This is a genomic window from Solirubrobacter soli DSM 22325 (assembly GCF_000423665.1).
GTDB classification, from domain to species: Bacteria; Actinomycetota; Thermoleophilia; order Solirubrobacterales; family Solirubrobacteraceae; genus Solirubrobacter; species Solirubrobacter soli.
The window spans coordinates 517,804-530,689 of the sequence record NZ_KE384071.1 but is presented as its reverse complement, the minus strand read 5'-3'; the positions used below and the strand labels follow the sequence as shown (position 1 = coordinate 530,689).

Annotated in this window: 12 protein-coding genes and 1 pseudogene; 6 read left to right on the top strand and 7 right to left on the bottom strand. The window is 70.7% G+C overall.

Annotated elements, in window-relative coordinates; genetic code table 11:
- The 3 genes and pseudogenes from G569_RS64235 to recR all read left to right on the top strand — a co-directional run.
- Positions 1-863 (top strand): annotated as a pseudogene (locus G569_RS64235) (hypothetical protein); the annotation flags it as partial.
- Complete coding sequence (locus G569_RS59945; RefSeq protein ID WP_053227632.1) at positions 863-1,297, top strand: YbaB/EbfC family nucleoid-associated protein; 435 nt, start codon at positions 863-865, stop codon at positions 1,295-1,297. The pseudogene G569_RS64235 and the gene G569_RS59945, both read left to right, overlap by 1 nt.
- A 1-nt stretch (position 1,298) precedes the next feature.
- The gene (gene recR / locus G569_RS0138325) at positions 1,299-1,895 is read left to right on the top strand and encodes a recombination mediator RecR (RefSeq protein WP_028067323.1); all 597 of its coding nucleotides are present in this window, start codon (positions 1,299-1,301) and stop codon (positions 1,893-1,895) included.
- Here recR and G569_RS0138320 read toward each other — a convergent pair.
- The 3 genes from G569_RS0138320 to G569_RS64975 all read right to left on the bottom strand — a co-directional run bounded on the left by G569_RS0138320 (position 1,892) and on the right by G569_RS64975 (position 4,191).
- Positions 1,892-2,764, bottom strand: coding sequence for a hypothetical protein (locus tag G569_RS0138320; protein WP_028067322.1), 873 nt, complete (start codon positions 2,762-2,764; stop codon positions 1,892-1,894). The genes recR and G569_RS0138320 overlap by 4 nt on opposite strands.
- Positions 2,765-2,808: 44 nt before the next feature.
- Positions 2,809-3,204, bottom strand: a complete 396-nt coding sequence (locus tag G569_RS0138315; protein WP_028067321.1) for a hypothetical protein — start codon at positions 3,202-3,204, stop codon at positions 2,809-2,811.
- A gap of 66 nt (positions 3,205-3,270) precedes the next feature.
- A complete protein-coding gene (locus G569_RS64975) occupies positions 3,271-4,191 on the bottom strand; it encodes a hypothetical protein (RefSeq protein ID WP_028067320.1) in 921 nt (306 codons plus the stop codon).
- A 417-nt stretch (positions 4,192-4,608) separates the two neighbouring features.
- Here G569_RS64975 and G569_RS0138305 point away from each other — a divergent pair, with 417 nt between their 5' ends.
- The 3 genes from G569_RS0138305 (at position 4,609) to G569_RS0138295 (ending at position 7,875) form a co-directional block, all read left to right on the top strand.
- Positions 4,609-5,853: an aspartate kinase gene (locus G569_RS0138305; protein WP_037501900.1), complete on the top strand. Its 1,245-nt coding sequence runs from the start codon at positions 4,609-4,611 to the stop codon at positions 5,851-5,853.
- Positions 5,850-6,872 carry an aspartate-semialdehyde dehydrogenase gene (locus G569_RS0138300; protein WP_028067318.1) on the top strand — a complete coding sequence of 341 codons (1,023 nt, stop codon included), beginning with the start codon at positions 5,850-5,852 and terminating at the stop codon, positions 6,870-6,872. Before G569_RS0138305 ends, G569_RS0138300 begins: the two co-directional genes overlap by 4 nt.
- Positions 6,873-7,086: 214 nt before the next feature.
- Entirely contained in the window at positions 7,087-7,875 is a 789-nt protein-coding gene (locus G569_RS0138295; RefSeq protein ID WP_028067317.1) for a hypothetical protein, read from the top strand.
- Here G569_RS0138295 and G569_RS55180 read toward each other — a convergent pair.
- The 4 genes from G569_RS55180 to G569_RS0138275 all read right to left on the bottom strand — a co-directional run bounded on the left by G569_RS55180 (position 7,872) and on the right by G569_RS0138275 (position 12,872).
- Positions 7,872-8,783, bottom strand: coding sequence for a CoB--CoM heterodisulfide reductase iron-sulfur subunit B family protein (locus G569_RS55180; protein WP_037501897.1), 912 nt, complete (start codon positions 8,781-8,783; stop codon positions 7,872-7,874). The two genes, G569_RS0138295 and G569_RS55180, sit on opposite strands and share 4 nt — an antisense overlap.
- Positions 8,780-9,820, bottom strand: coding sequence for a succinate dehydrogenase/fumarate reductase iron-sulfur subunit (locus tag G569_RS55175; RefSeq protein ID WP_053227631.1), 1,041 nt, complete (start codon positions 9,818-9,820; stop codon positions 8,780-8,782). Before G569_RS55175 ends, G569_RS55180 begins: the two co-directional genes overlap by 4 nt.
- Before the next feature lie 16 nt (positions 9,821-9,836).
- On the bottom strand, positions 9,837-11,567 hold the full coding sequence (locus G569_RS0138280) for an FAD-binding protein (protein ID WP_371683507.1): 1,731 nt from the start codon (positions 11,565-11,567) through the stop codon (positions 9,837-9,839).
- A gap of 156 nt (positions 11,568-11,723) precedes the next feature.
- Positions 11,724-12,872 (bottom strand): site-2 protease family protein, encoded by a 1,149-nt coding sequence (locus G569_RS0138275; protein ID WP_028067315.1) that lies wholly within the window; start codon positions 12,870-12,872, stop codon positions 11,724-11,726.
- Positions 12,873-12,886: the final 14 nt, after the last annotated feature.

Here is a 12,886-nt window from a genome sequence, read left to right as displayed (position 1 = left end):
CCGCGCCCGCCGGGCACGCCGCGCCGCCGCAGGCCGCACCGCCCGCGCAGGCCGCGCCGCCGTCCAACGCCGCGCCGCCCGCCCACGCCGCGCCGCCCGCGCCCTCGAACGGCGCGAGCGCGCCCGCCGCGTTCGGCGATCCCGGCTCCGACGCTCCGCCCTACGACGGGCCGCCGCCGTACGAGGAGGAGCCGTTCGAGTCCGCGCACGCCGCCGCGACGATCCACATCGAAGGTGCCGCGCCGCCGCCCGACGAGCGGGGTCGGACCGACGTCCACATCGCGGCGCGGGTCGACGGGCAGCCGATCGTCGTCGACGCCACGCTGCCCGGCGCGCCTCACGCCACCCAGGCGCAGGCGCAGGCCGCGGCCGAGCAGGCCGCCGAGGCGGTCGCCCGCGAGCTGCACGCCGACCGGGTGACCGCGACCGCGACGGTCGACGCCGACGCGCCCGCTCCCGCCGCCAGCATCGACCTCTCGCTCGCGCGGTTCGGGGAGTCCTGGCCGGCGATCATCGAGGAGTTGCGCGAGGGCACGCCGATGCTCGCCGCGGCGCTCGAGGACTGCGCGCCGGCCGCGCTGCGCGGGGAGGACCTGACGCTCGCGTGGCCGGAGACGTCGTCGTTCCTCAAGCGCAAGGCCGAGGACCCGGCGAACCGCGACCTGCTCGTCAAGGCGATCCGGTCCGTGACGGGGTCGTCGCTGCGGCTCGCGTACGAGCTGCGCTCGGAGAACGAGCCGCTGCCGGCGCTCGCGGCCGCCGCGGCCGCGACGCCGAAGCTGTCCGAGGAGGATCTCGTGCAGCGTTTCATGGAGGAGTTCGACGCGGAGGAGCTCCCTCCCGACCCTGAGGAGCAGACCTGATGCCCCAGCCGCCCAACCTTCAGAAGATGCTCGCCGAGGCGCAGGCGATGCTCGCGCAGCAGCAGGAGGCGCAGGAGAAACTCAAGGAGCAGACCGTCGACGCGTCCGCGGGCGGCGGGATGGTCAAGGTCGTCTTCAGCGGCGACATGCGCCTGCAGGAGCTCACGATCGACCCCGACGCGGTCGATCCCGAGGACGTCGAGATGCTGCAGGACATGGTCGTCGCCGCGATCAACGAGGCGCTGCGCAAGGCTGAGGAGCTCCAGCAGAGCCAGCTCGGCGGTGCCGAGCAGGGCGGCTTCGACCCGATGAGCGCGCTCGAGTCGCTCGGTCTGGGCGGCATGGGCGGCCTCGGTGGGGGCGGCGCGCCGGGTGGCCTTCCCAGCGGCGGCGCGCCCAACCGAGCCGCAAGGCGCGCACAAAAGCGCAAGTAGGTTGCTCGCACCGCCCCTCCAGCGGCTCGTCACCGAGCTCTCCAAGCTGCCGGGGATCGGCAACCGCACCGCGCAGCGCTTGGCGTTCCACGTGCTGCGCACCTCCGACCTCGACGCCCGGGCGCTCGCCCAGGCGATCATCGACGTCAAGGAGAAGATCAGCTTCTGCGAGATCTGCTTCAACCTCGCCGAGGGTCCGCGCTGCACGATCTGCCTCGACGAACGGCGCGACCTGAGCACGCTGTGCGTGGTCGAGGAGCCGCAGGACGTGATCCCGATCGAGCGCACCCACGAGTTCCGCGGCCGCTACCACGTGCTCGGCGGAGCGCTGTCGCCGATCGACGGTGTCGAACCCGAGGACCTGCGCCTCGCCCAGCTCTACCGCCGGGTCGACGAAGGCATCCGCGAGGTCGTGCTGGCCACCAACCCCACCACGACGGGTGAGGCGACCGCGCTGCACATCGCGGGCGAGCTGCATCAGCGCATGCCGGACGTCGCGGTCACGCGACTCGCCTCCGGCCTCCCCGTCGGCGGCGACCTCGAGTACGCCGACGAGGTCACCCTCGGCCGCGCCTTCGCGGGTCGTCGCGCGCTTTAGGCCGCGGCGGCGACGCGCTGCTTGAAGGTCTTCTCGGCCTTCGACACGGCGCTGCGCGCCCGCTTCCAGCCGCGCTTGGAGCGGTGGTCGGCGGCGGTGTTGAGCTTGCGGTACGCCCGCGCGGTGTCGCGGAGCGCGACGACGACGTCCGCCGCCGGCTCGTTCTTGGGCGCGAGCGGCTCGAGCTCGTCGGCGGCGGACGCGTACGCCAGCCACAGGGACTTGGCGGCGCGCTCCTGCCCGACCGGGCCCTTGGCGCGCCGCAGCGCCGCCCGCTCGCGCACGCGCACGGCGTCGAGGTCCTTCATGGTCGACGGCGCGCGCATCCGGTAGGCGGTCGCGGCGTTCAAGGTGATCGGGCGGGCGCCCTCGACCGTGATCTGGTCGAGGCCTTCGAGGCACCAGGTGGGTGAGTCCTCGGCGCCGCTGCGGGCGGTGCACACGATCGTGAGGACGCCGCGCGTGGTGGGGATCGCGTAGATGTCCAGGACCGAGTCGCCGGTGCGGACGCCGCGGTAGGCGCGGGCGGAGAGGCCCACGACCTTCGCGGTCTCGGCCGGCGGCAGGCCGCCGTCGGCCTTCGCGACCAGCGCGGCGGGAACGAGCGACGCGGAGTCGGCGGGCACGAGCGCCACGGAGACGGTCGTCGTCAGGCCCGACCAGGGCATGTAGGCGGGTGCGTTGTCGAGCCCCGGGAGCGTGGGAGCGCGGGGTGCGCGCGCCCAGCCGGTGGAGACCTTCAGCCGCGCCGGGCCGGCGTCGAGCACCTTCTGCGTCGCGGGCGGGGCGACCGGGTCGGCGGCGATCCGATCCGCGACCGCCCAGCCACCGAGGCCGGCGGCGAGCGCCACGGCGACGCCCACGGCCATCCACCGCAGACTCGGCCGCGGAGCACCGTCAGGTCGGCCTCTGATCATCCGGAGGTGTCGAAGGTCTGGCCGGAGGACGACCTGCGCGGCGACGTGCGTGCGGGGGGCGTGTAGGTCGGGGCGCTCGGGGTCGCCGTGGCGACCGGCGTCGGCGCCACGGTCACCCGCGGCGCGCTGGTGACCTTCTGCTTCGCGGCCTTGTGCTTGTGCGGCTTGGGCTTGGGCAGGTGCAGCGCGGGCAGCGGCGCGACCCGGGAGAGCGACGGCGGCGCGATCGTCGCCAGCGTCGTCTCCTCGGTCGCCGAGGCGGGAGCGGAGACGGTCGCGTCCTCGGCCACGGCGGCGGAGTTCGGGCGCAGGACGGCGGCGGCCGAGAACGCCGCGAGGAACATCGCGGCGGCGACGACGGCGAGGACCGCGGCGATGGGGCGATCACGCATGGCCGACCTCGCCACGCTGGGACGCCTGAACCCCGCGGCCGGTCGGCCGGTGGCCGTTCGCCAAGCTCATGTTCCGGACGGGCACTTCGTCACGCGGCCCTTGGCCGACAGGCATCGATCCGAGCGGGCCGGCGCGGCGCCGCGGCGGATCACGAACACGGTGCGCTTGCCCACGTAGCCCTTGCGGGTCACCAGCACGGTGATCCGCACGCCCGCGCGCAGGGAACGCTCGAAGCGGCCCATGCGGGTGAGCGGCTTCTTGCGCAGGTTCCACGGCCGCGACCAGCGGCTGGCCGGGCAGCTGCGGCCCTTGCAGCGGACCACGATCGTCGCCTTCGTGGGCGCCCGCACGGAGAAGAGCGAGATCTTCGCCCCGTTGGAGGTCAGCGTGCCGCGCATCCGCACGACCGGGAACGGGCGGATGACCCGGCGATGACGCGACGTCTCCTGCAGGACCTCACCGTTGGTCGTCACCGGCACCGCGGGGACCTCGAAGGCGGGCGCGGGGGTCGGTGTCGGCGTCGGGGTCGGGGTGGGCGTCGGGCTGGCCGTGGGGACCGGCGTCGGGCGCGGGGTCGGGACGGGGGTCGGGCGCGGAGTCGGGACGGGCGTCGGCGTCGGGGTCGGCGTCGGTGCCGGCGCGACGGTGGTCGACGTCGACGTCCACTTCTCGGCGCGGCCGCTGGTCCCCGGGTTCTGCGGCTGGCCGCGGTACGCGTAGAGGTTCAGGATGATGTACCGGCCCACGTCGCCGGACTGGATCGTGTAGGCGTTCTGGTAGAGCAGGCGCTGCGAGCACTCGAACCACGAGCGCGCGTTGGGCGGGCAGGCGAACCACTCCCAGCGGGAGGTCGTGCCCTGCGGCCCGGCCCAGCTGCCGCCGGTCGCGGTGAGGCGGGTGCCGACCCGGATCGGGCTGCCGTTGATGGTCCCGGCCTGGTAGACGACGGGGGACGACTGCGCGCCGGCCTCGCGGCTGCCCAGCATCAGGACGAGCAGGATCGCAACGGCCGTTCCGGCCGCCGCCGCACACCACGCCCTCCTACTCGTCATTCGCGCCACTACCGCCTCCTGCGGCCCGTACCCGTGCCCAGCACATGGTGCTGACTTCCAACGCTCCAACAAGTCGTCCAATCGTCCAGGTCGAGCGCTTAACCCTTGGGGGGCACGGAAGTTTCACGGATGCCAATCGGAGCGTACTCCTTCGAACCGGAGCCCACCCAGGAATACCGGTACGCCCGCTGCAGCACGGCCGCCGCGCCTCGCGCCACCCACGCTGCTCACGTCCCAGCGGGACGCATCGCGAGCGCGGGCGGCCCGAGCCACGACGGACGCACTACAGCGGTCGGACCGACCATTCCTCGGCGGGCTCCTATCCTCACGTGCGTGTCCGGCACTGTCGTGATGAAGTTCGGAGGCACGTCCGTTGCCGACGCCGAGCGCATCAAGCGCGCGGCGCGGCGGATCGTGTCCGCCCGTGAGCAGGGCCACCGCGTCGTCGCGGTGCTCTCGGCCCGCGGTAAGACCACCGACGAGCTGATCTCGATGGCCGAGGAGGTGTCCAGCGTGCCTGATCCGCGCGAGATGGACATGCTGCTGTCGACCGGCGAGCGGATCTCGTGCGCGCTGTGCGCGATGGCGATCAATGACCTCGGCCACCGCGCCATCAGCCTGACCGGCTCGCAGGCCGGGATCGTGACGGACACGTCACACACGAAGGCCCGGATCCTCGACGTCCGCGCGGACCGCATCCGCGACGCGCTGGACCAGGACCTGATCGTGCTCGTGGCGGGCTTCCAGGGCGTCTCCACCGCCCGCGACGTCACGACGCTCGGCCGCGGCGGCTCGGACACCACCGCCGTCGCGCTCGCCGCCGCGATGGAGGCCGAGGTGTGCGAGATCTACACCGACGTGGCGGGCGTCTTCAGCGCCGACCCGCGGATCGTCCCGGACGCGCGCAAGCTGCCCGTGGTCTCCTTCGAGGAGATGCTCGAGATGTCGGCGTCCGGCGCCGGCGTGCTGCAGCTGCGCTCGGTGGAATACGCGCGCAACCACAACGTCCGTATTCATTGCCGGTCCTCATTCACGGAGGCTCCCGGAACCTTCGTGGTCGGAGAAGAGGAGACGATGGAACACCCGCTGATCACCGCCGTCACGCACTCGCGCGACGAGGCACGCCTCACGTTGCTCGGCGTACCGGATCACCCCGGCGTCTCCGGCCGCATCTTCACGGCCCTGGCCGAAGCCAACATCAACGTCGACATGATCATCCAGGACGAGCCCGACGACGAGGGCGCCGAGGCGCACATGTCGTTCACGGTGCCGCGCACGGACCTGCGCGACGCCCGCGCGGCGCTTGACCCGGTGATCGCCGAGGTCGGCATCCGCGCGATCTCCGAGGATCCCGAGATGGGCAAGGTCTCGGTCGTCGGCGCGGGCATGAAGTCCCACCCCGGCGTCGCCGCGAAGGTCTTCACGACCCTCGGCGATCAGGGCATCAACATCGAGATGATCTCGACGTCCCCGATCAAGATCTCGTGCGTCGTCACCGCCGACTCGGTGGACCGCGCCGTCCGCGCGCTGCACGAGGCGTTCGAGCTCGGCGCCGACCAGGTCGAGGCCGAGCACCCGTTTGGAGTCCCTTCATGAGTTACAGAGTTGCCGTCGTTGGCGCCACCGGAGCCGTCGGAACCGTGATGCGCGCCAAGCTCAAGGAGCGCGGGTTCCCGGCCGAGACGATCGTTCCGTTCGCTTCTGAGCGCTCCGAAGGGCGTGAGCTCGACGGCGTGCCCTGCCGCGTGCTCTCCGACGAGTCGATCCAGGGCTTCGACATCGCGCTCTTCAGCGCCGGCGCGACCACCTCGCGCGCGTGGGCGCAGAAGTTCGTCGACGCCGGCGCGGTCGTCGTCGACAACTCCTCGGCGTTCCGCAAGGACCCGGAGATCCCGCTCGTGGTCTCCGAGGTCAATCCTGACGCGCTCGAGGGGCATCGCGGTCTGATCGCGAACCCGAACTGCTCGACGATGCAGCTGATGGTCGCGCTGAAGCCGATCCACGAGGCGGCCGGCATCGACCGCCTGATCGTCTCCACCTACCAGTCCGTGTCCGGCACCGGCGTGAAGGCCGTCAAGGAGCTCGAGGACCAGACGCGCGCCGCGCTGGCCGGCGACGCCCTCCCGGACCCCGCGGTCTACCCGCACCACATCGCGTTCAACGTGCTCGGCGGCGCGGGGAACTTCCCCGACGGCGACGACCACACCGACGAAGAGCGCAAGATGATGTTCGAGACGCGCAAGATCCTCGGCGACGAGAGCATCAAGATCGCCGTCACCTGCGCCCGGGTGCCGGTCCGCAGCTCGCACTCGGAGTCGGTCTCGCTGGAGACCAAGCGCGACCTGAGCGTCGACGAGGCCCGCCGCCTGCTGGAGAACCAGCCGGGCCTGATCATGGTCGACGACCCGACCACCCACGCTTACCCGACGGCGCTGGACTCGGCCGGCCGCGACGAGGTCTTCGTCGGCCGCCTGCGCCGCGACCCGACGCACGACCGCGGCCTGCAGATGTGGGTCGTCAGCGACAACCTCCTCAAGGGCGCCGCGACCAACGCGGTGCAAATTGCGGAGGTTCTGCACCAGCGCGGGCTCGTGAAGGTTCCGACTGCCGCCTAGCCGGGTACCACACCTGTCAAGGACGATTTACGCAGGACGGTCGGGGTACGACTGAACAGGGCGGGCCGCAAGGCCCGCCCTTTCCTTTGCGGCACACGCCGGGAGCGCTCGCCGTATTCCTCCAGGTACCCGGTCAAAGGAGGTCGCCGGCGCGCCGAGGACGCGCCTGCCAGCCCCTTAGGAGCGCCGTCGCGCCGCTGGGAGCCTGAATGGCATGAAACGACGCATCCTCCTCGGCGCGCTGATCGGCGCGTCCGCCCTCGCCGCCATCCCCTCGGCCGCGAACGCCTCCGCCACCTGCACCTATGACTCCGCGAAGCGGCAGATGGACATCCGCTACGGGTCAGCCGACACGAGCGTCGCGGTGCGCAACGGCGCCGGGCTCGAGTTCCGCGAAGGCGCGAACAGCTTCCGCAACTGCTTCTCGACCGCCGGCACGCGGGCGACGGCGGCCAACACCGACAAGGTCGTGGTCAAGGCCTTCAACTCGACCACCGCGCCGCTGGCGCAGACGACGACGATCGACGAGAGCCAAGGCGACTTCTCGTCGAGCAACCCCAAGCTGCAGTTCTTCGTGCTGACGGGCACCGGTCGCGACCGGCTCGTGGTCAACGAGACCTCGTCGCTCGACCAGGTGGGCGTCCAGAACCAGACCGGCTCGCTCGCGATCGGCCCCGCGGTCGACCTCGACATGGACGGGGACATCGACATCCGCATGACGACCGGCTTCGACAGCATCGTGCAGGTCAACGGCAACGGGTTCTCCGACCTGCTCGACGCTTCCAAGCTGACGGTCGCCCAGGCCGTGCTGGTCGGCGGCGAGGGCAATGACACGCTCAAGGGCGGCAGCCAGCAGGACAACCTCGACGGCGGAAACGGCAACGACCGCTTCTTCGCCAAGGATGGCGCGATCGACATCGTCACCGGCGGTGCCGGTACCGATCACGCCACGATGGACTTCAACCTCGACCGCTCGACCAGCATCGAGCAGCAGGACTTCTAGGCCGCGGCGGCAGCCACTACGGACGTCGACCAGTCGATCACCGACGACGGCTTGACGACGTGCTTGTTCATGCCCAGCTCCTTGGGCGAGAGGCCCAGGGCCAGCCCGAGGAGCTGCGGCAGGTGCAGGACCGGCATGTTGAGCGGGCGGCCGACGACGCCGGCGGCGAGCGGCTGCTGCAGGTCCAGGTTCAGATGGCAGAGCGGGCACGGCGTGACCAGCGTGTCCGCCTCGGCGTCCATCGCGTCGCCGAGGTGGCGACCCGCCTGGCGCAGCGAGTTCTGCTTGTTCATCGTGATGATCGGGAACCCGCAGCACTTGTACATGCCGGCGTAGTCGACGACCTCGCCGCCCAGGGCCTCGATCAGCAGCTGCAGGTACGTGTCCCGCGGGTGCTCGGCGTCGATCCCGATCCGGTCGGTCGGGCGGACGATGTAGCAGCCGTAGAAGGGACCGACGCGCAGGTTGGTCAGCGGGCGCTTGACCTTCTTCTTGACCTCGTCGAGGCCGATCTCCTCGACCAGCATCCAGAGGAAGTGCTTGTTGGTGATGCCCTTCTGGTACGTGAGCCCCTCGGCCGACAGCGTCTCGTTGACGTGGTCGCGGTACGGGGTGTTCCCGTCCAGGCGCTCCTGGCACTCGCTCTGCGCGCCCTGGCAGGTCGAGCAGATGTTCATCATCATCGTCGCGCCCTTGGCGATCTCTTCCTGGGCGAGCGCGAACGTGCGGGCATTGAGCGTGTCGGCGAGCTCTTGGTTGTGCTCGGCGATCACGCCGGCGCCGCAGCACGAGGCGCGGTCGAGCTCGACCAGCTCGATGTCCAGCAGCGGCGCGACCTGCGCCATCGAGCCGTGCAGCTCAGGAGTGAAGCCGCGGCTCACACAGCCAGGCCAGTAGGCGACTTTCATTCGGCTTCCTCCTCCTCGCCCACGACGTAGAGATTGAGCTCGTAGCGCTCCTCGCGATCGTGGACGTCGCGGAAGATCCGTTTGACCTCTTTCGACGCCTTGTGCTTGTGCAGCAGCGCGCCTGCGGGCGTCACCTTGCCGCGCTGCACCGCACGCAGGATCACCGGGAGCGAGCTGAGCAGCTCCGGCACGGCACGCGGGTGGAACTTGCCGCCGTAGGAGTCGGGCAGCAGGTCCGCCTCGTGCAGCAGGCCGTTCTTCTCGATGTTCTTGACGAAGGCCATCTCGTGGCGATGGCCGTTGTTGCGGTCGTCGATCCCGTGGTCGGAGCCGGCGATCCGCCGCAGCCGCATGATCTGGCTCATCGGGGCGACGCCCTTCGGGCACGCCTGGATGCAGTTGAAGCAGTGCGTGCAGTCGTAGATGCCGTGCTCGTCCTCGGCGAGGTCCTTGAGCCGCGCCTCGTGATGGCCGTCGCGCGGGTCGCCGACGAAGCGATACGCCTTGGCGAGCGCGGCCGGGCCGATGAACAGCGGGTCGACCTCCATCGACAGGCAGTCCGAGACGCAGGCGCCGCACTGGATGCACGCCATCGTCTGGGTGATGTCGATCATCGACTCCGGCGGGACGATGTACTCGCGCTCCGGCGGGTCGCCCTCGGGGAGCAGCCACGGCGTGACGCGGCGCATCTTCTTCCAGTGGACCGCGTCCATGTCGACGATCAGGTCCTTGAGCACGGGCATGTTGCCCATCGGCTCGACCGTGATCACGCCGTCGGGCGCGGTCTCGAAGGCCTTGTCGAGGTGGGTGTGGCAGGCGAGCGTCGGCTTGCCGTTGATCCGGACGCCACAGGAGCCGCAGATCGCGGCGCGGCAGGAACAACGGATGCCGATCGAGCCGTCCTGGCGATCCTTGGCCTGCAGGATCCCGTCGAGCACCGAGCGGTGCCCGTCCAGGTCGATCTCGTAGTCCTGCCAGTGCGCGGCCTCGCCCGATTCGGGCGAATAGCGGCGGATACGGAGCGTGTACTCAGGCATATGACCGTGTCGAACCCTAATAGGTCCGCTCTTGGGGCTCCCATTTGGTGATCGTCACGGGCGAATAGGTGACCTTGGGCACGTCGCCGCCGTTCAGCGACAGATCGATGTGCTTGAGCCACTCCTCGTCGTTGCGCGAGGGGTAGTCCGTGCGGAACTGGGCGCCCCGCGACTCCTTGCGCTCCAGCGCCCCGACGACGATGCACTCGGCGCAGTCGAGCATGTAGCCGAGCTCCAGCGCGCCGAGGATGTCCTGGTTGAAGACCGAGCCGCGGTCGTCGATCGTCGCGTTCTTGGCCTCTTCCTTGAGGCGCCGGACGACCTCGTGGGCCTCGTTGAGGCCCTTCTCGTCGCGGAACACGGCGACCTTCTCGTTCATGACCGTGCCGAGCTCGTCGCGGATCTCGGACACGCGGCGGCCGCCCTGGCGCTTGAAGATCTGGTCGATCTCCTGCGTGGCGTCCTGCAGCGCTGCGCGGCCGGGCTTGGGCATCGTCATGTGCTTGGCGCGCTGGGCGGCGTGCTCGCCGGAGCGGCGGCCGAAGATCAGCGTGTCCAGGAGCGAGTTCGCGCCCAGGCGGTTGCCGCCGTGGACCGACACGCACGCCACCTCGCCGGCCGCGTACAGGCCGGGGATCGACGTCGCGCCGTGCACGTCGGACTTGACGCCGCCCATGATGTAGTGGCAGCCGGGGCGGATGTGGATCGGCTGGCGGGTGATGTCGACGCCGGCGAAGTCGCGGCCGATGTTGACGATCTCGCGCAGCGCCTCGAGCGTGCGCTTGCGCGGCACCTTGGTGATGTCCAGGGCGACCGTCCCGTCCGGGAAGCCGCGGCCCTCGTTGATCTCGGTCTGCTCGGCGCGCGAGACGACGTCGCGGGAGGCGAGCTCCATCTTGTTGGGCGCGTACTTCTCCATGAAGCGCTCGCCCTGCGCGTTGTAGAGGTGCGCACCCTCGCCGCGGGCGCCCTCGGTGATGAGGATGCCGTTGCCCTGCAGCGTCGTCGGGTGGTACTGGATCATCTCCATGTCCATCAACGGCGCGCCGATGCGGTAGGCCTGGGCGATGCCGTCGCCCGTGCAGATGATCGCGTTGGTGGTCGGCTTGAAGCACTGGCCGGCGCCACCGGAGGCGAGGATCGTCGACTTGGCCGCGAAGGTCTCCATCGAGCCGTCGCGGATGTTGCGCGCGATCGCCCCGACGCAGTTGCCTTCCTCGTCCTGCGCGAGGCCGGTGATGAACCACTCCTCGTAGCGGTCGATCTGCTCGTGGTGCTTCATCAGCTGCTCGTAGAGCACGTGCAGCAGCGCCTGACCGGTGATGTCGGCGATGTAGTAGGTGCGGGCGGCCGAGGCGCCGCCGAACGCGCGGGTGCCGAGCTTGCCCTCGGCGTTGCGGTGGAACGTGACGCCCGCGTGCTCGAGCCAGAGCACCTCGTTCGGGGCCTCACGGCACATGATCTCGATCGCGTCCTGGTCGCCCAGGTAGTCGGAGCCCTTGACCGTGTCAAAGGCGTGGGATTCCCAGGAGTCGTCCGGATTCAGCGCGGCGTTGATCCCGCCGGCGGCCGCGTTGGAATGCGACCGGACCGGGTGGACCTTGCTCATGATCGCCACCGTCGCCCCAGCGCGCGCCGCCGCCAGGGCGGCCCGCTGACCGGCGAGGCCGGCGCCGATGATCAACACGTCGTGTGCGGGCATGCCCGCACAATAGCTTTCGGCTCCGCCAGCAGACGTGCGGCGCATTCCGGCGGGCCCCGCCCGCCGCTGCCCGGCGGCGGCCGCCCCACACGTACCGCCAGTATGCGAGCGGCGACCGCCGCCGGGCAGCGACGACCGGTGATCTGGCCGGCGATGCGCCGCACGCCCGCTGGCGAAGCCGTCGCCTTTACGGCAAGCGTGTCAGGCCAGTCGCGCCTGTAGCGCGCGACTCACCTGTTCGACCGTCACGACGCCGCGCAGGCGGCCCTCGGCGTCGACCGCCATCAGCGCGCCGAGCGTGCGCAGCGGCTCGTTGCCGATCAGCGACTCCAGCGGCGTGTCGGTGCTCACCTGCTCCGATGAGGAGACGACCGTGCGAACCGGCTGCTGTGGGTCCTCCTGGTGCACGGCGTGCTCGACCGCGGCGCGGTGGGCGAGGCCGGCGAAGTGGCCGTCCTCCTCGACGACGGCGAACCACGGCCAGCCCTGGTAGCGCAGGAAGTACTCGTCGAAGGCGCGCTCGACCGGCAGGCCGGCGGGGATCGTCACCGGCTCGGAGTCCATGATGTCGCCCGCCGTGACGCCGTCCAGGCGGTCCGCGAACCGGCTCTGGGCGACGGCCGCGCGGGCTGAGCCGCCGAGCATCCAGCCGAGCACGATCCACCACAGCCCGCCCGTGTGGTCGTCGTCGTTGAGGAACACGAACGCGCCGTAGGCCATCATCAGGAACGCGAAGCCCTGGCCGAGGTAGGCCGAGAAGCGGGTGGCCTTGTGGCGGTCGCCGGTCAGCTTCCAGGCGATCGCGCGGGTGATGCGGCCGCCGTCGAGCGGGAACGCCGGGACCATGTTGAGCACGAACAGGCCGGCGTTGGCCAGCGCCGAGAAGGCGACGACGACCTCGAAGAGGCCGCCCGAGCCGAACTTGAACGTCGCCGCGTCGAGCACGGTGTCGCCGAGCAGCGCGATGCCGACGCCGCCGAAGATGATCGTCAGCACCAGCGTCACCGCCGGGCCGGCCGCGGCGACGCGGAACTCCTCACCGGGCGTCTCGGAGTCGCGCATCGCGCGCATGAAGCCGCCGAAGAAGAACAGGTCGACACCGCCGACGCCGATCCCCTCCCGGCGCGCGGCCAGCGCGTGCCCGAGCTCGTGCAGGATGATCGACCCGAAGAAGACGAACGCGGCGATGACCGCGGCGATGAAGCCCTGGCCGGGCGTGGTGATGGCGTTGGCGAACGAATCGTTCGTCCACCAGATGAACAGGAACAGGATCAGGAACCACGTCGGATGGGCGCCGACACGGATTCCGCCGATCCGGAACAGCTGCAGTGAGGTTCCGCCACCGAACATGCTGCTCGAAGGTT